At 60.5% G+C, this 24,422-nt stretch carries 20 protein-coding genes; 9 read left to right on the top strand and 11 right to left on the bottom strand.

The window, feature by feature from the left end:
- Window positions 1-81: 81 nt before the first annotated feature.
- The 7 genes from ABVT36_RS08425 to ABVT36_RS08395 all read left to right on the top strand — a co-directional run bounded on the left by ABVT36_RS08425 (window position 82) and on the right by ABVT36_RS08395 (window position 8,866).
- Entirely contained in the window at window positions 82-576 is a 495-nt protein-coding gene (locus ABVT36_RS08425) for a CvpA family protein (RefSeq protein ID WP_368456157.1), read from the top strand.
- Between the two features lie 47 nt (window positions 577-623).
- Window positions 624-2,111, top strand: a complete 1,488-nt coding sequence (purF, locus tag ABVT36_RS08420; RefSeq protein ID WP_368456156.1) for an amidophosphoribosyltransferase — start codon at window positions 624-626, stop codon at window positions 2,109-2,111.
- Between the two features lie 219 nt (window positions 2,112-2,330).
- The gene (locus ABVT36_RS08415; RefSeq protein WP_368456155.1) at window positions 2,331-3,515 is read left to right on the top strand and encodes an O-succinylhomoserine sulfhydrylase; all 1,185 of its coding nucleotides are present in this window, start codon (window positions 2,331-2,333) and stop codon (window positions 3,513-3,515) included.
- 164 nt (window positions 3,516-3,679) lie between these two features.
- The gene (locus ABVT36_RS08410; protein WP_368456154.1) at window positions 3,680-4,591 is read left to right on the top strand and encodes an AAA family ATPase; all 912 of its coding nucleotides are present in this window, start codon (window positions 3,680-3,682) and stop codon (window positions 4,589-4,591) included.
- A 10-nt stretch (window positions 4,592-4,601) separates the two neighbouring features.
- Window positions 4,602-5,594 carry a DUF58 domain-containing protein gene (locus ABVT36_RS08405; protein WP_368456153.1) on the top strand — a complete coding sequence of 331 codons (993 nt, stop codon included), beginning with the start codon at window positions 4,602-4,604 and terminating at the stop codon, window positions 5,592-5,594.
- Window positions 5,591-7,579, top strand: coding sequence for a DUF3488 and DUF4129 domain-containing transglutaminase family protein (locus ABVT36_RS08400; protein WP_368456152.1), 1,989 nt, complete (start codon window positions 5,591-5,593; stop codon window positions 7,577-7,579). Before ABVT36_RS08405 ends, ABVT36_RS08400 begins: the two co-directional genes overlap by 4 nt.
- A 48-nt stretch (window positions 7,580-7,627) precedes the next feature.
- Window positions 7,628-8,866 carry an MFS transporter gene (locus ABVT36_RS08395; protein WP_368456151.1) on the top strand — a complete coding sequence of 413 codons (1,239 nt, stop codon included), beginning with the start codon at window positions 7,628-7,630 and terminating at the stop codon, window positions 8,864-8,866.
- Between the two features lie 19 nt (window positions 8,867-8,885).
- Here the strand turns inward: ABVT36_RS08395 and ABVT36_RS08390 are convergent, their stop codons facing one another.
- The gene (locus ABVT36_RS08390) at window positions 8,886-9,830 is read right to left on the bottom strand and encodes a hypothetical protein (RefSeq protein WP_368456150.1); all 945 of its coding nucleotides are present in this window, start codon (window positions 9,828-9,830) and stop codon (window positions 8,886-8,888) included.
- A gap of 181 nt (window positions 9,831-10,011) precedes the next feature.
- Window positions 10,012-11,589 carry a phytoene desaturase family protein gene (locus ABVT36_RS08385; RefSeq protein ID WP_368456149.1) on the bottom strand — a complete coding sequence of 526 codons (1,578 nt, stop codon included), beginning with the start codon at window positions 11,587-11,589 and terminating at the stop codon, window positions 10,012-10,014.
- A gap of 661 nt (window positions 11,590-12,250) precedes the next feature.
- On the opposite strand from ABVT36_RS08385, the gene ABVT36_RS08380 reads away from it, so the two are divergent.
- Both ABVT36_RS08380 and ABVT36_RS08375 read left to right on the top strand, forming a co-directional pair.
- On the top strand, window positions 12,251-13,168 hold the full coding sequence (locus ABVT36_RS08380; protein WP_368456148.1) for a zinc metalloprotease: 918 nt from the start codon (window positions 12,251-12,253) through the stop codon (window positions 13,166-13,168).
- 53 nt (window positions 13,169-13,221) lie between these two features.
- Window positions 13,222-13,611, top strand: coding sequence for a hypothetical protein (locus ABVT36_RS08375; protein WP_367149444.1), 390 nt, complete (start codon window positions 13,222-13,224; stop codon window positions 13,609-13,611).
- 106 nt (window positions 13,612-13,717) lie between these two features.
- Here the strand turns inward: ABVT36_RS08375 and ABVT36_RS08370 are convergent, their stop codons facing one another.
- The 9 genes from ABVT36_RS08370 to nuoG form a co-directional block, all read right to left on the bottom strand.
- Entirely contained in the window at window positions 13,718-14,176 is a 459-nt protein-coding gene (locus tag ABVT36_RS08370; protein ID WP_367149445.1) for a hypothetical protein, read from the bottom strand.
- Window positions 14,177-14,266: 90 nt separating this feature from the next.
- Window positions 14,267-15,805 carry an NADH-quinone oxidoreductase subunit N gene (locus ABVT36_RS08365; protein ID WP_367149446.1) on the bottom strand — a complete coding sequence of 513 codons (1,539 nt, stop codon included), beginning with the start codon at window positions 15,803-15,805 and terminating at the stop codon, window positions 14,267-14,269.
- A gap of 1 nt (window position 15,806) precedes the next feature.
- Window positions 15,807-17,378, bottom strand: a complete 1,572-nt coding sequence (gene nuoM, locus ABVT36_RS08360) for an NADH-quinone oxidoreductase subunit M (RefSeq protein ID WP_368456147.1) — start codon at window positions 17,376-17,378, stop codon at window positions 15,807-15,809.
- Complete coding sequence (gene nuoL, locus ABVT36_RS08355; RefSeq protein WP_368456146.1) at window positions 17,375-19,213, bottom strand: NADH-quinone oxidoreductase subunit L; 1,839 nt, start codon at window positions 19,211-19,213, stop codon at window positions 17,375-17,377. Before nuoL ends, nuoM begins: the two co-directional genes overlap by 4 nt.
- A gap of 1 nt (window position 19,214) precedes the next feature.
- The gene (nuoK, locus tag ABVT36_RS08350; protein WP_368456221.1) at window positions 19,215-19,523 is read right to left on the bottom strand and encodes an NADH-quinone oxidoreductase subunit NuoK; all 309 of its coding nucleotides are present in this window, start codon (window positions 19,521-19,523) and stop codon (window positions 19,215-19,217) included.
- A gap of 4 nt (window positions 19,524-19,527) precedes the next feature.
- Window positions 19,528-20,055, bottom strand: coding sequence for an NADH-quinone oxidoreductase subunit J (gene nuoJ, locus ABVT36_RS08345; RefSeq protein ID WP_368456145.1), 528 nt, complete (start codon window positions 20,053-20,055; stop codon window positions 19,528-19,530).
- Between the two features lie 48 nt (window positions 20,056-20,103).
- Window positions 20,104-20,622, bottom strand: a complete 519-nt coding sequence (nuoI, locus tag ABVT36_RS08340; protein WP_368456144.1) for an NADH-quinone oxidoreductase subunit NuoI — start codon at window positions 20,620-20,622, stop codon at window positions 20,104-20,106.
- A gap of 15 nt (window positions 20,623-20,637) precedes the next feature.
- Complete coding sequence (gene nuoH, locus ABVT36_RS08335; protein ID WP_368456143.1) at window positions 20,638-21,594, bottom strand: NADH-quinone oxidoreductase subunit NuoH; 957 nt, start codon at window positions 21,592-21,594, stop codon at window positions 20,638-20,640.
- A complete protein-coding gene (nuoG, locus tag ABVT36_RS08330; RefSeq protein ID WP_368456142.1) occupies window positions 21,591-24,422 on the bottom strand; it encodes an NADH-quinone oxidoreductase subunit NuoG in 2,832 nt (943 codons plus the stop codon). The genes nuoH and nuoG overlap by 4 nt, the downstream gene beginning before the upstream one ends.

Below are 24,422 nucleotides of genomic sequence, written 5' to 3'. Positions count from 1 at the left end.
CTCGCACTGTGCTTCACGCACCCAGCCCGTTAAGTTAGAATGCGCACTCTTCACAGCGGTCGCCGAGGTGGGCAGGGTTGAATGAACTGGGCTGACTGGACCATTCTGGCAATCGTGGCCATATCCACGCTGATCGGTCTCAGTCGGGGTTTCGTCAACGAGACCCTCTCAATGGTGACCTGGGTGGCGGCCTTCGTCATCGCAATGATGTTCCGCGACCAGCTGGCCCCTCTGCTTTCCGGCCTGGTGGACACCCCGTCCGTACAGGTCATCGCGGCCTTTGCCATCCTGTTTGTCTTCACTCTGCTGGCGGGCGCCGGTCTCAGAATGACCCTGTCGGCATTCGTCGAGGCAACCGGACTCTCCGGCACCGATCGCGTCCTGGGCACCGTATTTGGCATAGTGCGGGGCGGTATTGTGGTGCTGGCACTACTGATACTGGCTCCGGCGCTGATCCCCGTGCAGCAGGATGGCTGGTGGCGCGACTCGGCCCTGATTCCCCACTTTTTGGAGTTTGAGGACCGCGCCCGGGTGCTGGCGGCGGCGCTCAAGGGCTTTTTCGTTCAATTGTTTTAACCGGGGCATCCACCAGGGGTTGCCGCTAGATCAGTAGGACTCGGATTATGTGTGGTATTGTCGGCATTGTCGGTAAAAGTGACGTTAATCTGCAGCTGTACGATGCGCTCACTCTGTTGCAGCATCGGGGCCAGGATGCCGCCGGTATCGTCACCTGCGACAAGGATCAGCTCAAGCAGCAGAAAGCCAATGGCCTGGTGCGCGATGTTTTTCGGGCCAGGCATATGCAGCGCCTGACCGGCAACTTCGGCATAGGGCATGTGCGGTATCCCACCGCCGGCAGCTCCGGCCCCGCACTGGCACAGCCTTTTTACGTAAATTCCCCCTACGGCATTGCCATGGCGCACAATGGTAACCTGACCAACTTGCGCGAAGTGGTGGAGGAAATCTATCTGCAGGACCTGCGGCATATCAATACGGATTCCGATTCCGAGGTGTTGCTGAACGTATTTGCCCACGAGCTGCACAAACTGCACAAGCTGCAGCCCAAGGCCGCGGATATTTTCGCTGCCACCAGGGCTGTGCACCAGCGTGTGCGGGGTGGCTACGCCTGCGTCGCGCTGATCGTCGGATATGGCATAGTCGCCTTTCGCGACCCGCACGGTATCCGCCCCCTGGTATACGGCAAGCGCGAGACCGACCGCGGCAGCGAATATATGGTCGCTTCCGAGTCAGTGGCTCTGGACGTGCTGGGTTACACTCTGGTGCGCGACGTGGCACCGGGAGAAGCGATTTACATCGAACTGGATGGCACTGTGCACTCCGAGCAGTGTGCCGAGAACCCGTCCCTGAACCCCTGTATCTTCGAACATGTCTATTTTGCACGGCCGGACTCGATCATGGACGGGGTTTCGGTGCACAAGGCGCGCCTGCGCCAGGGCGAGCACCTGGCGGAAAAAATTCTGCGGGAGCGCCCGGATCACGATATCGACGTGGTGATCCCTATCCCCGACTCTTCCCGTACCGCGGGCCAGACCGTCGCCTACAGGCTGGGGGTCAAGTTCCGTGAGGGCATGGTGAAGAACCGCTATATCGGGCGCACTTTTATCATGCCGGGCCAGAAACAGCGCAAGAAATCCGTGCGTCAGAAACTCAACGCCATTGAACTGGAGTTCCGTGGCAAGAATGTTTTGCTGGTGGACGACTCCATAGTGCGCGGCACCACCAGCAAGCAGATTATTCAAATGGCCCGCGAGGCGGGAGCGGCCAAAGTCTACTTTGCGTCGGCGGCGCCGGCGGTGAAATACCCCAACGTCTATGGCATCGATATGCCGTCGGCAGATGAATTGGTGGCCCACGGCCGCACCACCGATGAGGTCTGTGCGGAAATAGGTGCTGACTGGCTGATTTATCAGGAACTGGGCGACCTGGTAGAATCTTCCGCCGAGGGCAATGAGACCATCGAGCAGTTCGAATGTTCTGTTTTTGACGGCCAATACGTGACCGGCGATGTGGATGAGGAGTACCTGGAGCGGCTGCACGCGGCGCGCAATGACAGTGCCAAGAGTGAAAAGGGCAGCCAAAACTCTATGTAGTCGACTGTCGGGGACACAGGCCAAAACTAAAGAGCCCGCGCGCGCAAGTTCGCGGGTTTTTTGTTGGCGGCTCCACCACTGCGGCTCGCTCAGGGTACCTTCAGTCTCCGCCTGTGCGGATATTTTAAGTGCCATTGCCGCAACTTTGTTTACAATAGATTTCTCTGTGCCGCGATGGTAGCGGCAAAGCCTCTTTACACGCGATCCGGGAAGGCGTCTATGTTCGAAGACGAAGGCTATGGACTCGAAACCCTGGCGGTGCGCGCCGGCCAGTCGCGCTCCGGGGAGGGGGAGCACGCGGAAGCCATGTACCTCACCTCCAGCTATGTGTTTCCCTCGGCGGCGGAGGCCGCCGCGCGATTTTCCGGCGACAACCCGGGTAACGTCTATTCCCGCTACACCAACCCGACGGTGCGGATGTTCGAGCAGCGTATCGCAGCACTGGAGCAGGGCGAGGCCGCAGTGGCCACTTCCAGCGGTATGGCCGCGATTCTCAGCCTGTGCATGGCGCTGCTGCAGAGTGGCGACAAGGTTATCTGCTCGCGCAGTGTTTTTGGCACCACCACCGCACTCTTTAGCCGCTATCTGAAAAAATTTGGTGTGCGTGTCGCCTTCGTGGACCTCACCGATATGTCGGCCTGGCGGGATGCCCTGGACGGCGATACCAAGTTGCTGTTTATGGAGACCCCTTCCAATCCGCTGTGTGAAGTGGCCGACATCCGCAAACTGGCGGACCTGGCCCATAGCGCTGGCGCCATGCTGGCGGTGGACAATTGTTTCTGCACGCCCGCACTGCAGCGCCCCCTGACACTGGGAGCCGACTTCGTGGTGCACTCGGCTACCAAGTACCTCGACGGCCAGGGCCGTTGCGTGGGTGGTGCAGTGGTCGGCAGGCGGGAGTTCATCGATGAACTGGTGGTGTTTTTGCGCACCGCGGGACCGACCATGAGCCCGTTTAACGCCTGGGTCTTTCTCAAGGGACTGGAAACCCTGCGGTTGCGCATGGAGGCCCATTCGCGCAATGCACTGGTGCTGGCGCAATGGCTGGAAAAGCAGCCATCGGTGGCGCGGGTCTACTATACGGGTCTGCCGGGACATCCGGGTCACCGGTTGGCAGCAGAGCAGATGACGGCTTTCGGCGGTGTGCTCAGTTTTGCGGTGGAGGGCGGCAGACAGCAGGCGTGGCAGCTTATCGACGCCTGCAAAATTTTTTCCCTGACCGCCAATCTGGGGGACGCCAAGAGCACCATTGTGCACCCAGCGACCACGACCCATGGACGTCTCAGTGAAGAGGAAAAGGCGCGGGCAGGCATCGCGGAAAACCTTATTAGGGTTTCCGTGGGGCTGGAAACTGTCGAGGATCTGCAGCGCGACCTGGCGCAGGGCCTGTCCACTTTGGACTGACGGGAAGAAGTATCCCGCCGCCAGTTGAAACCAGAGCTGATGGCGGCGGAATTGGCCCGTGAAGCGGCGCCCCCCGGCCGCCTATGATTAATAACAAGAATTCAGCCCGCCCGCTATCCGGAGGCTAGTTTCCGGGGTGTGGCGGCTGTGACAACGGGACCGACATGCAAAAAATCATCTCCGCCATCATCGCTGACACGGGCAAGGTACTGCTGGGCAAGGAACATCAGGTGAAACTGGCTCTGGCCTGCCTGCTCGCCCGTGGCCACCTGTTGATCGAGGACCTCCCCGGCATGGGCAAGACCACCCTGGCACACGCCCTGGCGCGAGTGCTGGGCCTGTCCTACAAAAGGGTGCAGTTCACCAGCGACATGCTGCCGGCGGATATTTTGGGCGTGTCGATTTTCCAGCGGGACTCCGGCAGCTTCCGTTTTCACCCCGGCCCTGTTTTCAGCCAGCTGTTGCTGGCGGATGAAATCAACCGCGCCTCGCCGAAAACCCAGAGCGCACTGCTGGAGGCGATGGAGGAGCGCCAGGTCAGCATCGACGGAGAGACCCATTCGCTGCCGGAACCCTTCTTCGTCATCGCCACCCAAAACCCCATTTACCAGTCCGGTACCTTTTCGCTGCCTGAATCGCAGCTGGACCGCTTCCTGATGCGCGTGAGTCTCGGCTACCCCACCCGGGAGGCGGAGCGGGCCCTGTTTCAGGGAGTCGATCCCCGCGCCCAACTGGCGCAGTTGCAGCCGCGGATCGATGCCGGTGGTTTGGTGCGGCTGCAGGCACTGGTGGGCCAGGTGAAGGCCTCGGAGAGTTTATTGGACTACCTGCAGCGGTTGGTGTCTCACACCCGTCACAGTGCGGAATGCGCCGTCGGCCTCTCGCCCCGCGGCGCTTTGGCGGTATTGCACGCCGCCCGGGCCTGGGCGCTCATCCATGGCCGCGCTCACCTGGTGCCGGAGGATATCCAGGCGGTACTGCCGGCGGTTGCCGGCCACCGCCTCGCCGGCGACAGTGGTGACGGCGGTCAGCTGGTGGAGCGCCTGCTGCACCAGGTCGATATCATCGCCGCCTGAGCCCGGCCCGATGACCTCACCCAGGGACGACGCCGTTTCCTCCGTGCGGCACTGGCAGTCCGCCATGCAGCGGTGGATCAACCGGCGCGCACCCGCGGCCCCAAGCGTTACCCTGGATCACCGCAAACTGTTTATCCTGCCCACCCGCGCGGGCCTGGCGACACTGCTGTTGATCGCCCTATTGTGGCTGCTGGGGACCAACTACGAAAACAACCTGGTACTTGCGCTGGCTCTGCTGCTACTGAGCCTGCTGGTGCTGCTGCCTCTCCATACATTCGGCAACCTGTCCGGTACCCGCCTGCAGCGACTCGATAGCCCGCCCGCCTTTAGTGGGGATTTTGCCGCGCTGCGGATCGCCGTGTCGGGCCGGGGAGGGCGCTCCCGGGAGGGGGTGGAAATATACTGGCCAGGGCAGCAGGCGCTGCGGCTGGATTTGATGACGGAGGAAGGGGAAGAGGCTCTGGTCACGTTGCCGGTCAGCGGGCGCGGCCGGGTGCGGCCACCGCGACTCTATATCCAGAGCCGTTTTCCCCTGGGGCTGTTTCGCTGCTGGAGTCGCGTCGACCTTGACGTGGAGTTCCTGGTTTACCCGCAACCCAAGAGTGCCGGGCCCTTGCCGGACAGTGGGGTGGAAGGCGAGGGCGAAGCCATACACAGGCAGCGCCGGGACGGCGACGATTTCGCCGGACTCAAAAGCTACCGCCCGGGAGACTCTCTGCGGCAGGTGGCGTGGAAGCAGTATGCGGGCGGGCGCGAACTGCACAGCAAGGAGTATCACAGCAGCGCCGATCCGCGCCTGTGGCTGGATTGGGATCAACTGGCCGGGCGCGATGTGGAGACGCGCCTCAGTAACCTGTGCCACTGGGCGCTCCAGGCCGAGCGGGAGAACAAGGCCTACGGGCTGCGCCTGCCCGGTGGAAAAATCGAGCCGGGGCTGGGTGTGGAGCACCAGCAGCGGGTGCTCACGGCGCTGGCCCTGTTTCCGGTGCGGGGCCCCAGGTGAATCAGATAGAGAGCTTGTTGCCGCGGGAGAGCCTGCTGTGGATATTTGCCGCGCAACTGGCGGTGCTGACGCCACACTTCCTGCGCCTGCCGGGCTGGCTGGTGGCGGCCTGGGTGCTGGCGGTATTGTGGCGGCTGGATGCCTACCGCGGACGCCGTGAGTTGCCGGGACGTCTGGCCAAGTACATGGCGGTGGGGATAGTGGCAGTGGGGCTGCTGTCGTCCTATCGGCACTGGTTCGCACTGGAGCCCATGGTCGCGCTGCTAGCCATTGCCCTGACCCTGAAAAATCTCGAGTTGGTATCCAGGCGGGATGCTTTTCTGAGCCTGCTGCTGTCTTATTTTGTCGCCGCGACGCTGTTTATTTTCGACCAGTCGATCCCGGTTGCGGTTTACGGTGTGCTGAGCATCCTGGTGGTGACTGCGGCACTGGCGGCCCAGTGTGGCCGCCACAGTGCCCGGCCGCGGCGGGCGCTGGGACTGGCGGCAGCCCTGTTGGCGCAATCGGTGCCACTGATGCTGGTGCTGTTCGTGGTGATTCCGCGGCTGGGGCCCCTGTGGGCAGTGCCGCAGGACAGCGGGGAGGCCACCACCGGCATCAGTGATTCGATGACCCCCGGGGATTTTTCCCGGCTGTCCAAGTCCGACGAGCCGGCGCTGCGGATTAGTTTCGACGGCCCGGTGCCGCCGCCGGAACAGCGCTACTGGCGGGGTCTGGTTTTGTCCCGCTTCGACGGCCGCAGCTGGGGCCGCTATCCCGGCTTTGGCAGCGGTGACAGGGGGTGGGGCCAACCGCGCCCGACGGCTTCGCAATTGCCGGCGGTCGGGCCGCGCTACCGCTACCAGGTGATCCAGGAGCCGACCCACAAACCCTGGCTTTTCGCGCTGGCGCGGCCGCATTCGGATACCGGGGGGGTCGGTGAAACCCGCGACGACCGACTGGTAAAATCGACGCCGGTCTACAGCCGCTTTGCCTATCAGGTGCGCTCCTGGCCGCGGTCTACGCTGCCGGTGCAGGAAGTGCTGAATACCACAGACCGGCGGCGCAACCTGCAATTGCCCCGCGGTGGGAATCCGCGCGCACGGGCCTGGGCGGCGCAACTGCGCGAAAAAAACCTGTCCCCACAACAGGTCTCGCAGCAGATACTGGATTTATTCACCCGCAGCTTTATCTACACACTGCAGCCGCCGGCCCTGGGCGCAGACAGTGTGGATGAGTTTCTGTTTGATAGCAGACAGGGTTTCTGCGAGCACTTTGCCGGCAGTTATGTGTTTATGATGCGTGCGGCGGGGATACCGGCGCGTGTGGTAGCCGGTTATCAGGGCGGCGAATGGGTGGCGCGGCAGGAGTACCTGTTGGTGCGGGACTATGATGCACACGCCTGGGCTGAAATCTGGATTCCCGCACGGGGCTGGCAGCGGGTGGACCCCACCGCGGCGGTATCGCCGGAGCGGATTCGCGATGGGCTGCAGAGGGCGGCGGCGGATGAGTTTATGCGCGATGCGCTCTTGCCACTGCACCGCATCGCCCTGCTGCATCGATTGCGCCTGGAATGGGACATGCTCAACTACCGCTGGTACCAGACGGTGATCAGCTTCGACAGCGACAGACAGAGAACGCTGTTGCAGCGTATACTGGGAGAAATCTCCCCGGCCCGGCTGGCACTGCTGTTGGCGATACCCGCCGCGGTGGCCCTGAGCATTCTGCTGTTGTGGATTTGGAGCACCGGGCGGGAGCAAAAGCTGCCGGAGGCGCAGCGCCTCTACCGGAACTTCTGCCGCCGCCTGGCCCGGGCGGGCATAGGGCGGCGTTGCGGAGAAGCACCGCGGGACTTCGCCCGCCGGGTGGCGGCTGAGGAACCGGGGCTCGGGCCCATGGCAGACAAGATCACCTCCGCATTTGAGATGGCCAGCTACGCCGAGGACCCGCGGGCCGGCAGGCAGCTGCGGCGCCTGCTGCGGAGCTTCCGCCCCCGCCGCCGCTGAGTGCTGTCCGGAGCTGTAACACTGTATACCAACCCCCGGAATTTCCCGATGTCTGTTTCCGCTCTGGCGGCAAGACTGCACAAGTTTTTGCTCGGCTATGCCGGTACCTCGCTCGCCACCGGATTACAGATAATCCTGCTGCCGTGGATTGCGGTGGCGGTGGTGAACTTGCCACCCCTGCAACTGGGCTGGGTGCAGGCATCGGTACTGTTGCCCAATCTGATATTGCTGCTGTTTGGTGGCGTGGTCGCGGATCGGCGGGATTCCGCGGCCGTGGCCGCTCTGGCCTGCCTTGGCTTGGCTGTCTGTCACATAGCTTTACTGCTGTATTTTGATATCCGTATTCCGAACCTGGCGGTATTGCTGCTCTATGGCGTGGGTCTGGGCATCTGCACTGCCTTCCTGCAGCCGGCGCGGGACAATCTGGTGCAGCGGGGTGTGCGGCCGGTGGGAGAGCGCAGCGCCGGTATCCAGCACACAGTGACCTGGATGATGCTGGCCCAGTACGGCGGCCAGGCGGCGGGTATGCTGCTGGCCAGCCGCTTCGACCACTGGGGCGTCGTGACCCTGCTGTCGCTGCAAATCATCGCATTGCTGCTGGCGTCAGCGTTTTTCTATGCCCTCAGGTTGCCTGCCCCGGCACCACAGTCGCGGCAACCGCCATCCATGGCCCTGATTCGCGACGGCTTTATCCAGGTCTGGCAGCGGCCGCCACTGCGCGAGCTGGTGGCCCTGGTAGGTTTCAACGGCTTTGTCCATATCGGTGTTTTTTTGGTGGTGTTGCCACTGCTGGCCAACGAATATGGACGCGGCGCCAGCTACTATGCCACCCTGCAGATAGCCTTTATCGCCGGGACGGTGACAGCCACAGTGGTAATGCTGCGGCGCGGTCAGGGGGCGCAGCCGGGGCGCGGTATCCTTATGTGCCTGCTGTACAGTGCGGCCCTGCTGATCGGTATCAGCCTGGGCCCCACACGTTTTGGCCTGCTGTTGCTGTGCTTTTGCTGGGGTGCGGTCGCCGCCGCGTCCGCGGCACTCGGTCGTGCCATTGTGCAGCTGCTGGCACCGGAGGAATTCCGCAGCCGCATTATTTCCATCTACCAGCTTTCTTTGTTCGGTTCCGCCGCACTGGGGGCGCTCGGCGCCGGTGTGTTGAGTGAATATGCGGCTCCCATCACCACCCTGGCCTGGGCGGGAGTACTGAGCCTCGCGGCGTTTGTAGTATTGCTGCTGAGCGGCGCCTTGCGGCGCCTATCAGTAGTTGCACAGGAGAAGCTGGACTATTAACCCAGGAATTGCCGGCTTGTTAAAATGGATTTTTGAATTTCAAAATAGTCGATCTGCTATCGTCGGCATCCGCCTTTCGGGTATCCCCGTTGTTGTCCACAATTATCCATAGGGAGTTTCCATCCACTGCCACCCCTTCGGCAAGGCCATACTTTCCGGTGTTGTAGCCCCAGTCGGACGATGTGGCAACCTCCTTGAACGAATAGCAGGGTTTGCTTTCATACTGCTGGGAAAGCTGGCACACCTGATAGTGATTTCTTTCCAGAGCAATGATTTTGCCGTTGTAGGCCTCCAGCCCCGTATAGTCCAGGGGCAGATCTTGCCCGGAAGACTGGGGTTCGGGCTGAACATGGAAAGACGCAGAGCCCCCATCCAGGGCAATAATTCCTCTCGGTTCCCTTTCGGCGGCCAGCAGGAGTACACCGTCCTGTAACGTGAGTCCCTCTACGTAGGCATTGTCCTTTTGAAAAAGTCCGACTTTGTTTCCGCGTTGATACAGATTGTCGGCCAGCCATTCCATCTTGCCGGAAGTATCGATTTTCAAAATTGAGAAATAGTACTCACTGGCCAAAAAGGTATTGCCAAATCGGTCACAGGCGATACCTTCCCAATCCATACCCCCGGATATACCGGCCAGTTCCGCCACAAAGCGCCTGAAACGCATTGTGAAGCTGAAGTCCTGTTTGGGCGGCGCGGGAATACTGGACAGTGTTTTCCAGGTTTTTACTCCAGCTATTCCTTGTTTGGCTGCCCCCTGCGGGTGGAAAACCAATTTGTAGATTTCCTGTTCATGTTTATCGGAGACAAAGACGATTTCTCCGCTACAGACGGCGAGCCCCGACGGTTGCAGACCCGGTTTTCCATCCACAAGGTAACCTGCCTCAAATTCCAGAGGCTGCTCATCGGCAATGGAAAATGCACTGAATATTATCGCCAATGCGGGCAAAAAAACTGCTTTTTTCATGATGGGAACTTCATACCTTATTGATAAAAAATAGGCGCCTTGCCCATATCGATGTGAATTTTATGGGATAGGATTTTGGTGGATTTTTGGCTTGGCCGTGTTGAGTGCCTTCCTATATGGTCTGACAGCGCACAGTTGTGCCTGTGCACTGCCTGGCAGCGCGGGTGGAAACACAGGGAAATCACTTGTCTTTTAGGATTTCGCGTGCGGCATTGTGTCCCGGTACTCCGGTGACACCGCCCCCCGGGTGGGTGCCTGAGCCGCACAGGTAGAGACCCGCTACCGGCGTGCGGTAGTTGCAATAGCCCATAAATGGGCGGTTGCTCCAAAGCTGGTCGAGCCCCAGGGCGCCGTGAAAGATGTCGCCGCCCACAAGGCCGAATTTGCGCTCAAGGTCCAGGGGTGAGTGGATCTGGCGGGCGATAATGGCATCGCGGAAATTGGGTGCGTATTCGGACACAGCGTCGACAATGGTGTCCGCCGCTGCTTCCCGGCAGTCATCCCAGCTTCTGCCATCCGCCAGTGTTGGTGCAAACTGCTGGCAGAACAAACTGGCAACATGTTGGCCGGGGGGAGCCAGGGAATCATCCACTGTGGATGGAATCAGGATTTCCACAATGGGTTTTTTCGACCAGCCAAATTGTTTTGCATCCAGGTAGGCTTGTTCCAGGTAAGCCAAGTCGGGGCCGATCACTATCCCTGCCTGGTGGTGTTTCTGCAGATGGGTGCCCGGGCGACAGGTGAAATCCGGCAGTTCCGACAGGGCCACATTCATACGGAAAGTACCGGAGGCGACCTTGAAGCCGCGCACCCGGCGCAGGAATTCGTCGTCCAGGTGTTGGGGGTCCACCATGCTGCCGAACAACAGTTTTGGCCCTACATTGGCAACCACCTTGCGCGCCCGGAGGGTGTCGCCGTTGGCCAGGCGCACACCGGTGGCCCGTCCGTTGTCCACACGTACTTCGCTCACCTCGGCACCGGTGCGCACCGTCACGCCGAGCCGCTGGGCCTCTTTCAGCATGGCCTGGGTGATGGCTCCCATACCACCCAGCGCATGGCCCCAGGCACCCTTGACACCGTTCACTTCACCGAAGACATGATGTAGCAGTACATAGGCGGAGCCGGGGGTGCTCGGCGCCGCATAGTTACCCACTATAGAATCGAATGCCAGGGCAGCCTTCAGGTGGTCATTTTCGAACCAGGCATCCAGTATGTCGGTGGCGCTTTTGGTAAACAGGTCCAGCGCGTCCCGCCGTTGGGCCATAGTCAAATGGCGTGCGCGCAGGCTGAAACTGCCGGCCCGCAAGAGGTCCACAAGGCCGCCACCCACGTTGGGGGGTGTGCGCAGCAGCTCCGTGCGCAATATATCGGCGACGGATTCCAGCATCGCGTAGAAGGCGGGCAGGGCAGCGGCATCTTTGCCGGAAAAGCGCGCAATCTCCGCGCTGGTATCCGCAAAGCTGCTGTGGAAGGACAGGCTTTCAGTGTCCGACAGGGGGAAAAAATTGGCTTGTGGGCGCAGCTTTACCCGCAAGCCGTGCCGGTGCAGGTTGAGGTCCTCTATCACCTTGGGGTTGAGCAGGCTCACTGTGTAGCTGGCTACAGAGTTGCGAAAACCCGGGTGAAACTCTTCGGTGACGGCCGCACCACCAACGATATCGCGGCGTTCCAATACGGTGACTTTCTGCCCAGCCCTGGCCAGGTAGCAGGCGCAAACCAGGCCATTGTGGCCCCCGCCGACGATCAAAACATCCGTCATAGTCTTTCCCACACAGCATTATTAACTCGGCGATTCAATCGATGATCCTCTATCCATTGGACTGCCGTGTTTGAAGACTTGCACATCTGCACAAAGTTACTTGTATTCCACAGCTTCGCACCGGCCTAACCCCGGTGACGGCACATCCTTGTATTGCATAAATCCGGCAATTTATTGAGTTGCCGGATTAATAATCATCTGGGGGTTATGCCAGAGATTTCCCTAAAAAGAAACCGGAGAGGGGCAGGTATGTCAATTTGGCTGGGAGAGGCAGAGCCCGAATCTATGGTGGGACGGCCGTCAGACGGGTTCTGCACCGCGAACAGGAGCAAAGAGGCGGGGCTTTCTGACAGGGGGCTGACTTTAGACAGCGCGTAGAATATTTGTCTGAATATTGCTGTAGATATTGACAGAATAAGGAGACATGGCGGTCGGGGAGGATAATCTTCTGTAGATGTTTACAGCAGGTTCTTCTACTGCTGAAGGTGCGATCGGGGGCTTTTGCGAGAGGACTTTAGGCGTGGGAAAAATAATGAACTAAGCGTCATTATTGATGTAACACCGCGATTGTGTCATTGACAAATTGGCGTGAAAAGCCTCATTCTGCGCGGGCTTCAACCGAAGCCCGACAACAATCATAAATAAAAATAAGGATTATCTTATGCAATTTCCGTGTCGAACCAAGTCCCTCAGCAAGGCGTTCGCTTTCTGCCTGCTCGCCTCTCCCATGATCGCCGATGCACAGAGTGACAAGGCTTTCGAAAACGCCAACAGTAACGCGAATTTCCTGCGCTGCGGCACCAAGCACCCGACCACCGAGGAAGCGGCCCTCAAGGAGCGCCACCTCAGCAATCTGCGCGGCAAGCCTGGCAGCGGTGGCGACAGTGGCTATACGCCTCGCCCCGCCGGCTCTGTGAACGTGGATGTTCACTTCCACGTGATCACCGACACCAGCAATAATGGCGCATTGTCCAGTGGTGATATCAACAACCAGATGAATGTTCTGAACGCTGCCTTTGCGGACACTCCGTTCACTTTCAACCTGGCTTCCACCACCACTACGGCAAACAATGCCTGGTACAACCTGAACTCCGGCTCCGCTGAGGAAACCGCCATGAAATCCGCGTTGCGGGTGGGTGATGCGACTGACCTCAATATTTACGTGGCCAACATCGGCGGCGGCCTGCTGGGCTGGGCGACCTTTCCCAGCAACTATGCCTCCAACCCGGTGCGTGACGGCGTAGTGGTGCTGACCGGCTCACTGCCCGGCGGCGATGCCGCCCCTTACAATGAAGGGGACACCATGACCCACGAAGTGGGGCACTGGCTGGGCCTGTATCACACCTTCCAGGGTGGCTGTAATGGCGATGGCGACTTTGTTGCCGACACGCCGGCAGAGAGGTCACCGGCAAATGGTTGCCCCGTAGGTCGCGATTCCTGCACCAAGGGTAAGAATGCCAGTGGCCTGGACCCGATCCATAATTTTATGGATTACACCTATGACTCCTGTATGTACGAGTTCACCACCGGCCAATCCAATCGCGCGGACGAGTTGAGCAACGTCTACCGCGGCCTGTAAAAAGCCGGGAAGGGGGGCTTTCCCCCCTTCCTCCACTGGGCTAGACTCCCGGTATGAAAAAAATCCTGCTCGGTTTCCTGATCCTGCTGTTATCTGCGCCTGTGGCCGCCCAGCGGCGCCTGGCAGTTCCGCCCTATCTGACCTGCGATCCCAACCAGCTCACCGCCTGGATGGGCGAGATCCTGCATTTGGATCGCCAGGGCAACAGAATCAGTCTGCGCATGTCGACGGACTTCGACACGCAGGAATCCCTGCAGGTGGACTATCAAACCGAGGCGGCATTGATGGAGCATATGCGGCTGGACGGCGTCCCTTTTTCCCAGGGGGACTGGAGCCGGCTCTACCAGCCGGACGGAAAGTTTCGCGACAAACTGCGGGCCGTAATCTGGCTCTGCGAAGATCGGGAAACTCAACCGGTGATCAACTGGCAGCCGCCCGGATAACCGGCTGTTGCCTTTCCCCAAGACCTACATCCAGATGGCCCACCCGGTGGCTTTTCGTTGGGAGTGATACCGGCTTCAGTCGATGTCGGTAAATCTCTACCGGTTCCTACATGTCCCAGAGGGAATTGGTCGCCATGGACAGGGTAATGCGCTCTTTGTCCTGAATCTGTTTCAGATCCTCAAAGACTTCCTTTACCTCGGCGGACTCGATAGCGCCGTAAACCGCCTGGTAAAGCTCGGAAAAGTAGCGGTCCACCGCGCGCCCCAGGGTATTGATTTCACTGATGGTGGGTGGATCGCTGAGATCGATATCCCGCAGGAAATCACTGGCTGACTCCTCCTGGGTGTATTGCAGCCAGGTTCGCATCACCTTGAGCTGTGCGACGTCGCTGTAGTTGGCCAGATTTCTCGCCATGCGCTGCTCGTGTTCCAGCATGTGCCTGAGTAGTAACTGGGTGCGGTTGTCCGGCGATTTTTGCAGCAGTTGTTGGTAGAGATCCGCCATATCCAAATGGAACTTCTCAGCGTCCTTGAGCACCTCACATGCCTGCTTGAAAGTTTTCATGGGCCTGCCTCTCGGTACTGTGTCAATATGGGGTTGCGGCACTAGAGTGTATATGGTCTCGCATGGAGCGCTCCTTCGCTAGGGTTTTCATCAATTGATCCAGTCGATCAGGGTTTGGGGAAATATGCCGAAAACCAACAGACAGGCGGATAGGCATATCAATAATATCTGCCCGGACAGTCTGATCTGTAGGTTATTTGCAGTTAAGAGCAAAAGCGGACTTTCCCTGTCATCCTTTTGCATCATGGTGAGCATTAGTTTCAGATAGTAGAAGAGTCCCAGGGCGCTGCCGAGCACCACGGCGCCCAAAAGCAGCCAGAGGCCGGCCTGAACGCCGGCGGCAAATATGTAGAATTTGCCGATAAACCCGATGGTGAGCGGTATCCCCGCCAGAGAAAGCAACATCGCCGCCAGGCAGCAGGCCAGCCAGGGCGAGCGCCAGAAAAGTCCGCGATAGTAGCTGCGCTGGAAGGGATCTGTCACAGCGTCTCCCGGCTCTGTCCCGCTGTCCGGGGCATTTGACCAGGCCGCATCCGCCACCAGGCTGACCACGGCAAAAGCCCCCAGGGTGGTCACCACATAGGCCACCAGGTAATAGGCCACGGCTTCCACCCCAAATGCCGTGGCGCCAAACATCAGCGCCACTATGAGGTAGCCGATGTGCGCGATAGAGGAGTAGGCCAGCAGCCGCTTGATGTCGGCCTGCATCAGCGCCAGCAGGTTTCCGATTAACATGCTGGCGATCGCCAGCACCACCAGCATATTGGAGATCACCGGGAATGCCAGCAGGTCCAGTTGCGCCAGCAGGCGCAACAAAATTGCGATTACGGCCCCTTTGCCCACAGTGGCGATCAGGGCGGTGACCGGTGTCGGTGCACCCTGGTAGACATCCGGTGTCCAGATGTGAAAGGGCACCAGTGACAGTTTGAATGCAATGCCGACCAGCAGCAGGATTAAGCCGCTGGGCAGGAGAACACCGCCGTCTGTCCGGGCCACTGCACTTGCGACGCCGGTAAAATCCAGGGTGCCGGAGGCGGCGTAAATCAGCGCTATGCCAAACAGGCCGAGGGCTGTGGACAGGGCTGACAGCAGCAGATACTTGAGGCCGGACTCCAGGGAGTAGGTCCTCTCCCGCTCGGACGACTTGACTCCGGTGACCGCGAATCCCAGCAGTGGATAGAGGGCCAACCCCATCAGCTCCAGGGCGAGAAACAGGACCGCAAAGTGACTGGCAAAAGTCAGGGTACAGGCGCCCAATAACACCAGCAGCAACAGTATGTAGAACTCCTCCGCCAGGTCGCCGCTGCCAGTGGTGTGAGAACAGCGTTGGCGCAGGTGGTTGAACCCCAACACCGCTACCGCGACGGCAGCCAGCAGCATCAGCACCGAGATAAACAGTGCCGTATGGTCAACCAGCATCAGACTTGTGACAGAGATGGATTGGGTGTCCAATTGCTGCAGTTGACGGGCAGCGCTGTAGCAGGCGTAAATAGTTGCGGTGAGAATCAGCAGGCTGCTGGCCAGGGCCCTGCGGTGTCCGCGCCAAAAGGAAACCTGGAGCAACAGCAGGGTGATGCCGGCTGTGAGTACCAGTAGCGGCAAAATACCGTGGAGTTCCTGCAGGTTCATTTCAATCCCCTTTGCTCTGCGCGACCTGGCGTGACAGTTTGGGTGGTGCAGCCTGACTGCTATTGATCGGCGCGCCCTGCAAGGGTTGTATCGAACCGGCAACGGCGGGTGCGCTGATGTCGAACACCGGTTGCGGTCGCAGGCCGAGCAGCACCAGTGCCACAGCGAGAAACAGCAACGCAGCGGTTTCCCGCAGGTTGAGATCGGCCAGGGCTTGCGCTTTACCCGCTTCCGGCGGGGGCCCGCGGCGCTCGCCAAAGAAAGCCCGTTGCATCATCTGCAGGGCGTACATGGCCGCACCCACCAGGCCGATGGCAGCCACCACCGCAATGGTCCGGTTGCTATCGAAGGTGCCCAGCAGCACCATAAATTCGGCGATAAAATTGCCGAGCCCCGGCAGGCCCAGGGAGGCAACGGCAAAGAACAGCGCAATGGCGGCCAGTTTCGGCACCTGGCTCCAGAGATCCCCCATCAATTCCATGTCGCGCGTATGCAGCCGGTGTTGCAAAGCGCCTACCAGTGCAAACAGCGCCGCTGTGCTTACGCCGTGGGCCAGCATCTGCATCACTGCGCCCTGGATCGCAATCGTATTCAGCGCATAGAGCCCCAGGAGCACGAAGCCCATATGGCTGACACTGGAATAGGCCACCAGTCGCTTCATATCCCGTTGCGCGAAGGCCAATACGGCCCCGTACACTACGCCTATGGCACCGATGGTCATTGCCATGGGGGCAAAGGCCGCGGAGGCCTGGGGGAACAGCGGGAGGGTGAAACGCAGCAGGCCATAGGCGCCGGTTTTCAGCAGTATCGCCGCCAGCAGGATACTCCCCGCCGTGGGCGCCTGGGTGTGTGCGTCCGGCAGCCAGGTGTGCACCGGGACTGCGGGCAGCTTCACCACAAAGGCGACGAAGAAACCGAGCATCAGCCAATACCCCGTCTGGGGAGAGAACTGGGCCGCGAGGAGATCCCGGTAGTTGAAGGTGACCACACCAGTGTTTTCGAAGTGGATATAGACCAGGCCCACTATCGCCATCAGCATCAGCAGGCTGCTGGCCTGGGTAAAGATAAAGAACTTTATCGCCGCAAATATCCGCTGTTCATAGCCCCAGATGGCGATCAGCAGCAGCATGGGGATCAGCATTACTTCCCAAAAGAAAAAGAACAGAAACAGGTCCATAGCGGTGAACACGCCCACCACGCCGGCGAGGGTCCACAGATAATTGAAATAGAAAAACCCGCGGCGGAAACTGACCTCCCGCCAGGTCACTATCAGGCCAAATAAACCCATCAGTAGCGTCAGCAGGATCAGCAGAAATCCCAGGCCGTCCACGGCCAGGAAAAAGCTGATACCGAAACGCGGGATCCAGCTCAGTTGCAGGCTGTCCCACCAAAGCCCTGCGGGCGCCGCACTCACGTCCGCGGTGGCGAGGCCCCAGTAGCGCAGCAGCAGTATGGTTGCACCCGCGATAGCCAGCAGGGAGATCCACTGGCTGCTGCCGCGCAGGTGGCGTTCCCCCCACCAGGCGAGGATGCCACCGGCAAAGAGGAGCGAGATGATTGCCAGTATTGTCATAGGGCCACCAGTAGGGCGAGGAACAGAATAGAGCCGGCCACCAGCGTGGCCATATACCAGCGCACCTGGCCGTTTTGCGAGGCGGCAAAAAACAGGTTTAGTTGCCGGCTGGCGTAGGCGGAGCCTTTGTACACACTGTCGATAATGTCATTGCGATTGAGGTGTGCCAGCGCCAAAACGGGTCTTACCAGTAGCTGCTCATAGAGCCAATCGAAACCCCAGCCGTCGCGCCAGAAGGTTTCCAACCGGGCCGGCAGCTGAGCGGGTACCGGGCGCCGCAGGAACAACCGCCAGGCGATGGCCAGCCCCACAAGTGGCGCTGCGATGGCTAGGGTCTCCGCCAAGAGGGGGGCGTGTCCCGAAGCGGCCTGTCCGAACACCGCCTGCAGTGGCGGTGTCAGCAGCCCTCCCAGCAGCGCCAGTGCGCTCAGCAGCAGTAATGGCAGTGCCATGGCAGGGGTGTTTTCATCCTGGCAGCGGACCGAAGCGCTGCCTTCGCGGCCGAAGAACACCAGAAACAGCAGTCGAAAACTGTAGATACCGGTGATCAGGGCACCCAGTACCCCGGCCAGCCATAGGCCGCTGAACCCCTGCTGCGACTGCCAGGCGAGGATAAGGATCTGGTCCTTGCTGAAAAAGCCGGAGGTGAAAGGGAGTGCGGCGAGACAGGCACAACCGACGGTAAAACAGATAAACGTAAACGGGATTTTTTTGCGCAGGTTGCCCATGGCAAAAATATTCTGCTCGTGGTGCAGGCTGAGAATCACTGAGCCGGCGGCCAGGAACAATAGGGCCTTGAAAAAGGCGTGGGTCATCAGGTGAAAAATCGCCCCGGACCAGGCGCCCACTCCCAGGGCCAGGAACATATAGCCGATCTGGCTAATGGTGGAGTAGGCCAGCACCCGCTTGATATCGGACTGCACCAGGGCGCTGCACCCGGCGAGCAGCAGCGTGAGGGCGCCGACCCAGGCAACGGCTGTCAGGGCAATCTCGGATTGAGTGAACAGGGGGTGCATTCGGGCAATCAAATACACACCGGCGGTGACCATGGTCGCCGCGTGGATCAGGGCGCTCACCGGGGTGGGGCCGGCCATGGCGTCGGGCAGCCAGGTCTGCAGCGGTAGCTGGGCCGATTTGCCCACTGCCCCGCCCAGCAAAAGCAGCCCCGCGATAGTGATTGTGGTGGGGTCCACCGCGGGTTGCACCACTACATCGTTGAGTTCGCGAATACTGAGGGTGGCAAACTGATCGAATAACAGGAAGAGCCCGATAGCCATGGCGGTATCGCCCACCCGTGTGACGATAAACGCCTTGCGAGCGGCGGCGCCATTGGCCGGGTCGCGATACCAGAAACCAATCAGCAGATAGCTGCACAGGCCCACGCCCTCCCAGCCCAGGTACAGCAATACCAGATTATCCGCCAGTACCAGTACTAGCATGGCGGCGACAAACAGGTTGAGGTAGGCGAAGTAACGGCGGTAGCCGTCGTCGCCGCGCATATAACCGGCGGAGTACAAGTGGATCAGAAAACCGACCCCGGTGATTACCAGCAACATCACCATGGTGAGCCAGTCCGCAACAAAACCGAACTCCAGTTCTAGGTTGGCAACCCTTATCCAGTTCCACAGGGACAGTTGCAGCTGCGCCTCCGGCGCGCCTAAAAATACACTGGCCGCCAGATAGAGGCAGATCAGCGCTGCCAGGCCGACGCTGCCGACGCCGATGATGGCGCTCACCAGTTCCGCAGGTTCGCGCCGGCTGCACAGGGGGATCGCCGCGAGCAGCACAAAGCCCGCGCAGGGCAGCAGGGGTATCCACAAAAGCAGTTGGTGCATATCAGCCTCGCAACCAGTTGAGACGGTCTATGTCGACTGTGTGCCGGCTCCGGTAAAACTGGAGTACCAGGGCGAGGGCTATGGCGATTTCCGCCGCCGCCAGAGTGATGACAAACACGAACATCACCTGCCCATCGGCATTGCCCCAGTGAGATCCGGCGACCACAAATGCCAGTGCCGCGGCATTGGTGCAGATTTCCACGCTCATCAACATAAAGATGATGTTGCGGCGGATCAGCAGTCCCACCAGGCCGAGACAAAACAGCATCGCGGCCAGAGCCAGTCCCTGGTACAGGCCCACCGGGCCCAGGGCGTCAATCCACATGGTCCGTCTCCCCGGGGTTATGGCGACTGGGACGCGCCAGATGGAATGCTCCGACAAGGCCCGCCAGCAACAGCATGGAGGCCAGTTCCACCGCCAGCAGGTACCGGCTGAACAGGGCTATGCCCACTTCCTTGGCCCCCACCCGGTGATGTGCCGGGTCACCGCCGCCGGCATCCGCGAACAACAGCCACAGCATTTGCAGTAGCAGCAGCCCCGACAGCAGGCCGGGACCGACCCATCCCCGCGGCTGCATCCACTGATTTTCCTGCGCCACCGCCGCATCCCCCTGGTTGAGCATCATGATGACGAAGATCATCAGCACCATGATTGCACCGGCGTAGACGATGACTTCCAGTGCCGCGGCGAAGGGCGCGCCGAACTGGTAAAAGATCACCGCCACCGCCAGCAGAGAAACGATCAGGTAGAGCAGCGCGTGTACCGCGTTGCGACTGAAAATGACCAGCGCGGTGGAAATAAGCGCGATGATCGCGACGAAGTGGAAAGAAATGCCCGGCATTTCGATGACTCCAGGTCGGTTATTGTTGTGCGCAGCCCACACCCTTTTTCACAGGTTCAGGCTTTTGACATCAATGGGGGCGGCTTCATTTTCCGCCTGTCCCTTGGCCTTGGCCCCGATCGCTTTGCCGGCGACCTGGTAAAAACTGTATTCGTGGTATTTCCCCGGCCCGTTGATCAACAGGTCCTCTTTTTCGTACACCATGTTCTGGCGATCGTACTCGCACATCTCGAAATCCGGTGTCAGCTGAATGGCGTAGGTGGGACAGGCGTCTTCACAAAGGCCACACATGATGCAGCGGGAGAAATTGATGCGGAAAAACTCCGGCCGCCAGCGGCCGTCCGGGTCCTCGGTTTTTTGCAGCGAGATGCAGTCCGGCGGGCAGGCAACCGCACACAGGTTGCAGGCCACACAGCGCTCTTCGCCGTCCGGATCCTGGGTCAGCACAATGCGTCCGCGGTAGCGGGGGGCCAGGTAGGGTTTCTCATCCGGGTACTGCACAGTGGCGTTGCGGCTGAACAGGTGTTTGAACACCAGCCACATGCTGCGCAACTGGCTAGCCAGCATAGGGCGCCTCCAGGTCTAGTTGAGCCACAGCAGAATTCCTCCTGTCGCGAGCAGGTTGAACAGGGCAAGGGGCAGCATCACCGTCCAGCCGAAGCGCATCAGCTGGTCGTAGCGCGGGCGCGGCAGGGCGGCGCGCAGCAGAATAAACAGCATCACCAGAAAAGCGGTTTTCAGGCAAAACCAGAGGATGGGCGGCAGCCAGGGTCCCAGCCAGCCACCGAGAAACAGTGTGGTTATCAGAGCGGAGGTCAAAATGACAGAGAGGTATTCGCCCACAAAGAACATGCCGAATTTCATGCCCGAATACTCGGTGTGGAAACCGGCGGTGAGTTCGTGTTCGGCCTCTGGCAGATCGAAAGGCAGGCGGTGGCTTTCGGCGATGCCGGCGATGAAAAACACCAGGAAGCCGGCGAATTGCGGCAGTATGTACCAGCCGTTTTGCTGCGCCATTACTATGTCGCGCAGATTGAAGGACCCGGCCAGCATCACCACGCCCATCAGGCTGATGCCCATAAACACTTCGTAGGATACCGTCTGTGCGCCGGCCCTGAGGCCGCCCAGCAGGGCGTATTTGTTGTTCGACGCATAGCCGCCGAGTATCACGCTGTACACTGCCAGGGAGGTCATGGCGATAAAGAACAGCAGGCCGATATTGAGGTCGACAACGCCGATGGTGGGGGTGATGGGAATGACCACGAACCCCAGGAGCATCGCCGCCATAACGATGGTCGGGGCGATAATGAATACCGGAATGTCGGCGAAGCGGGGGACAAAGTCCTCCTTGAAAAACAGCTTGATCATATCCGCCACAACCTGCAGCAGCCCGAAGGGGCCCACCCGGTTAGGGCCGGGACGGTCCTGCCAAAATCCCAGCAGTCGCCGTTCACCCCAGGTGAGCAGCGCCGCCAGCAGTACCACTGTGACCAGTATGCCGACTATGTGCAGCAGGTTGATGGAAGCCGGGCCTGTCATCGAACATCTCCGCTGTGAGTGGTGTCTTCGGCGACCAGTGCTTCCACTTGCCCTTCAACGGGCAAGGCGGCGGAGAATGCCTGGCTATGGGGAAGTCCGCAGGACACCGCCAGGATACCCTCGGGCTGCTCGCTGGATATCCGCGCATCCACTTCAAGAATTTCCCGACCCACCGACAGGCGCAGCCGGCCGCCGTCGTCCACCTTCAGCCGCGCGGCGTCGCGGACGCTGATAAGAGCGAAAGGCGGAGGCAGGATACTGGCGATGGAAGCCGCGCTGTTACTCAGTTCCCCGGAACCGTACAGCCGGTACAGCGGCACCAGCCGCTCTGTGTGCGAATCCGAGGGGGCACTGTTTCCCTGCCTGCGCCAGGGGGGGATGGGCTCTGCGGCCCTTTGCAAACGGATATCCGCAGGCGCGCTTTTACGTGGCCCCCCCACACCCTCCTGAAACTTGTACAGCGATTGATTCGAATTCCAGCCCGGTGCCCAAATGCTGGCCTGCAGGGGCGATCTGTTGGCGTTGTGAATACCCTCCATACTGAAACTGAGGGGCGCGTCCGGGTCTTGATGCGGTGGCATTTCCGCCACTTCGGCCTCGGCGTGGATGGCGGTGCGTCCGCTGTAGCGGTGGCTCTGGCGGGCAGTCTTCATACCCTCGATACGGAAATTCTCGTCCGGGCCGAGATCTGCCAGAGATATGAATTGGGGAAAGGCCACAGCCAGGGCGTCGGTGACCTGTGGTGCGTGCTGCCACTTGGGGAGTACCGCGGACGAATCGCGCCCGGCTTGGCACAGGGCCGCCGCGTCGGCCAGCCAGCGCCAGCTTTCCTGAATAAAGCCGACACCCTCATAGACTGTGTAGAAGCGCTGTGCCTGCCCGTTGCCGTTGATATAGGTTCCCTGGGATTCTGCGGTGGTGGCGGCGGGAAAAATCAGGTCTGCGCAGCGTGCGGTGGCGTTGTACAGGCTGTCCAGCAGAATGACCTGGTCCGCCTGTGCAAACAGTCTGTCCAGCAACTGTGGGTCGGCTCTGCGGGTGAGATCGTTTTCCAGCACCACCAGGGTTGTGGGCAGGGTGCCGGCATCGCCATCCAGCACCAGCTGCTCCAGGCTCCCCTTTTGTGGCGCAAACATCTGCGCTATCCCCAGGCTGTTGACTTCCGGGCATACCAGGTAGGTAGCACAGGGGGAGCGCCGCACCTCCCCAAGCGCCGCGGCCAGGGTGCCGGCGCCCTTGAGAATACCTTCGTCGCGGCTGCTGCATCCGGACACTATCAGCGGATGCGCGGCAGTCTTCAGAACCTGCGCTGTGCGCCGCGCCAGGGCGATCTGTTCCGGGCCGGCGCCATCTGTTTCCGGTTCGCGCTCCAATACCAACTCGGCCACCATAAAGGCGAATCGGGCCGTCTGTTCCGGCGTGCCGAGCAGTGTTTCCGCGACAAGATCCGCACAGGCGGGGGCGTAACTGCCGGCGTAGATGACAGGTGTCAGCGGTTCGCTCAGCTGCCGCACTGCGGCGTCCTGCCACAGCGGAATGCCCAGGGCTTCAGCCTCTCTCCGCTGTACATTGCGCGCCGCCTGCCGCACGGCCAGGGAAATGCGGGGAGCGGTATTGTCCAGGTCCTCACCGAGGATCAGTACAGCATCCGCTTCCTCTATCTCCGGTGTTGACGGGCTGGACACCCTCGGGTCCCGCTGAATGGTGTCCACCAGGTGCAGCAGGTGCAGGTCCGGCGCTGCCAGTCCGCTGTAGAAGTTGTCCGGGCCCACCAGTTGCCTGAGGGCGAAGTTGTTTTCCAGTGAGCTGCGGGGAGAGCCGATGCCGACCAGGCGGCGCTGTGATTTTCCCGCCGCGTCCAGTGCCGCGGCAAACTGTTGCAGTGCTTTGGGGGGGGCGATTTCCCGGTGCAGCTTGTCGCCGCTGGCGGCGGTGCTGCCGATCAATTCGCTTTGCCGGGCGCACAGCACGCCCTTGATGCGCCCGGCGCTGCTGACATAGTCGTAGCCAAAGCGCCCGCGATCACACAGGAAATAGCCGTTGATATCGCGGTTGAACAGGTTGACCACCCGGCGCAGGGTGTCGCCGCCGTTGCCCGGCTGGCGCGCCCCCGGCGCTGTGTTGCACCCAACGGCGCAGTGCTCGCAGACCGAGGGTGCGGTTTGCAGGTCCCACTTGCGGACAAAGTGTTGGCTGAAGGTTTTATCGGTGAAGACGCCGGTGGGGCAGACTTCCACCAGATTGCCGCTGAAGCCGTTTTCCAGCAGTCCCTCCCGCTGGCGGCCAAAGTATATCTGGCTGTTGCGTCCAAGGGCTTCCAGGTCGGTACCGCCGGCGTAGTCCCGGTAAAAACGCACGCAGCGATAGCAGGTGATACAGCGATTCATCTCGTGGTTGATGAAGGGGCCCAGATACTGGTTTTTGTGGGTGCGTTTCAGCCCCCGGTAGCGCCGCTGGGTGTGGCCGCTCATCTCGGTCATATCCTGCAGGTGGCACTCCCCGCCCTCCTCGCACACCGGGCAGTCGTGGGGGTGGTTGGTCATGAGATCTTCGATGATGCCGCCGCGAAATTCCCGCGCTGTCTCTGCCTCCACACCGTAGATTCCGCCATCCCTCACCTGGGTCATACAGCCCATGACCAGTTTGCCCTGCCGGTCGTCCTTATCCCGGTATTCGATCAGTGCACACTGGCGGCAGGCGCCCACCGAGCCCATGGCCGGGTGCCAGCAGAAATAGGGCAGGTCAATGTCCAGCGACAGGCAGGCACTGAGAAGATTCTGCCCGTCGCCTATTTGGTACTCCTTGCCGTCTATGGTGATGTTCGGCAT

Origin of the sequence: Microbulbifer sp. TYP-18 (genome assembly GCF_040932045.1) — a bacterium.
In the GTDB taxonomy this organism is placed as follows: Bacteria; Pseudomonadota; Gammaproteobacteria; order Pseudomonadales; family Cellvibrionaceae; genus Microbulbifer.
Note: the sequence above shows the minus strand (reverse complement) of the source record. Positions and strands in the feature narration are given on the sequence as shown.